This window comes from Halolamina salina (assembly GCF_042678005.1).
Taxonomy (GTDB): Archaea; Halobacteriota; Halobacteria; order Halobacteriales; family Haloferacaceae; genus Halolamina; species Halolamina salina.
Map to the genome: position 1 here is coordinate 3003 of NZ_JBHUDH010000120.1, position 1699 is coordinate 4701.

Sequence of the window (1699 nt, forward strand, 5' to 3'; positions counted from 1 at the left end):
GGCACGACGGTGAAGCTCTCGACAGTGCCCGCGCCGCTGGGTCGGCCCGCCGACGCGGGTGCGTTCCGCGAGACCCTCGCCGCGCTCGCGAGCGGCGACGATCCGGAGGACGCCCGCGAGGACGCGCTGGCCGAGTTGGCTTGTCACCCGTCGCTGAAGGCCGGCGACGCGCTGGATACCGAGGACGCACAGGCGCTCGTCGACCGACTCGGGCAGTGCGAGCAGCCGTTCGCCTGCCCGCACGGCCGGCCGACGGTGCTCAGCGTGAACGAGGAGACGCTGGCCGCCGGTTTCGAACGACAGTAACCGCCGCTACCACTCTTTACAGTCCGGACACACCAGCGCGTCCGGATTGAGATCCGGGTTCTCCGCCGTTCCGCCCTCGCCGGCGTGCCAGCGTTTCTCCACCGTCGCCCCGCAGGCCGCACATTCGGCGCCGTCCGGCGTCGACGTGTAGGTGAACGTCGGCGTTTCGGGCTCGGCGTCGGTCGCGTCGTCGGACTCCGGGCCGTCGTTTGGCCCGTGTGCGCCATCCTCGGGATCGCTCGCCCCGTCGGCGCCGTCCGCGGAATCGTCTGCGCCGTCCCCACTCCCGGCGAAGTCGGTGAGGCTGGCGTCGTCAGTCATACAGCGGTCTGGGGCCGGCGGGGGTTTAGCGCTGGCGTCCCGCAAGCGAACCCTTTTCACCCATGACGGGCCGTTACCCGGGCATGGACCCCGGACACCCGCTGCAGGGCATGACCGACCTCTGGGACGACACCATCGACGATATGCAGGCCACCGCGGAAGAGCTCCGGGAGGAGGGCTGGGAGACGGTCGAACTCCGCCCCGGCGCGGTGACGCCGCTGCCCCGACTGGAGACCGACGACGGCTACGAGGACGACCGCACGGGGTTCGACGTGCTCGTGCCGGGTAACGAGTTCGAGGCAGTACAGGAGGCCGTCGACGGCGCCGAGTTCGACGAGTACGAGGCGTACAACGCCCAGACCAACGGCGTCGTCTTCGCCGTCGTCGTGATGAAGGCCGCCGAGGCGGGCCGGGCGGTGCTGATCCCGATCTACTACGAGGTCGAGGACGCCGAGGAGACCGCTCGGCGGATCGAGGCCGAGGGCGAGAGCCGGCTGTACGTCCGGCCGCTAGACGACAGCGAGCGCGTGCTGTTCGTCCAGCAACACCCCCAGGCGCTGCTGCCCGGCGAGGAGTAACGGCCGCGTTCGGCCCACCCCTGCCGGAACGGGCGGTTTCGACGTGTTTTTCAGCCGCGGCCGAGATTTTCGGGTATGGCCGAACTCAAGCTCGTCGTGTCGGACCCCGACACGGGCAACACGTATCAGACGGAGGTCGACGGACAGGACGCCAACCGCTTCATCGGGCGCTCGCTGGGCGAGGAGGTCGACGGCGACGTCGTCGGGCTCTCGGAGTCCACGCTGAAGCTCACCGGCGGCTCGGACCCCGCCGGCCGACCGATGCGCGAGGACGTCTCCGGCTCGAACCTCAAACAGCTCCTGCTCGAGGGCGGCGTCGGCTACCACCCCGAGAAGGACGGCGAGCGACGCCGCGTCACGGTCCGCGGCGCCGAGTTCAGCGAGGAGAGCGCGCAGGTCAACGCCAAGGTGCTCGGCGACGAGGACGTCGCGTCCGCCGTCGGCGAGGGCGACGACGTCGTCGGTAAGGGTCGCCATCGCGGCGTCGATCTCTT

Annotated in this window: 3 protein-coding genes and 1 pseudogene; 3 read left to right on the forward strand and 1 reads right to left on the reverse strand. The window is 70.4% G+C overall.

Features of this window, described 5'->3' with window-relative positions; genetic code table 11:
• A pseudogene (locus ACFR9S_RS10770) lies at positions 1 to 306 on the forward strand (DNA mismatch repair endonuclease MutL); the annotation flags it as partial.
• A 6-nt stretch (positions 307 to 312) separates the two neighbouring features.
• Here ACFR9S_RS10770 and ACFR9S_RS10775 read toward each other — a convergent pair.
• Positions 313 to 627 (reverse strand): DUF7573 domain-containing protein, encoded by a 315-nt coding sequence (locus ACFR9S_RS10775; RefSeq protein WP_379732685.1) that lies wholly within the window; start codon positions 625 to 627, stop codon positions 313 to 315.
• A gap of 83 nt (positions 628 to 710) precedes the next feature.
• Here ACFR9S_RS10775 and ACFR9S_RS10780 point away from each other — a divergent pair, with 83 nt between their 5' ends.
• On the forward strand, positions 711 to 1205 hold the full coding sequence (locus ACFR9S_RS10780; RefSeq protein ID WP_379732684.1) for a DUF7529 family protein: 495 nt from the start codon (positions 711 to 713) through the stop codon (positions 1203 to 1205).
• A gap of 75 nt (positions 1206 to 1280) precedes the next feature.
• A partial coding sequence (locus tag ACFR9S_RS10785) for a 30S ribosomal protein S6e (RefSeq protein WP_379818615.1) occupies positions 1281 to 1699 on the forward strand: 419 nt, incomplete at its 3' end.

Coding starts and splice junctions, on each gene's coding strand:
- ACFR9S_RS10775 (WP_379732685.1), bottom strand. CDS start 627: ATGACTGACGACGCCAGCCTCACCGACTTCGCCGGGAGTGGGGACGGC.
- ACFR9S_RS10780 (WP_379732684.1), top strand. CDS start 711: ATGGACCCCGGACACCCGCTGCAGGGCATGACCGACCTCTGGGACGAC.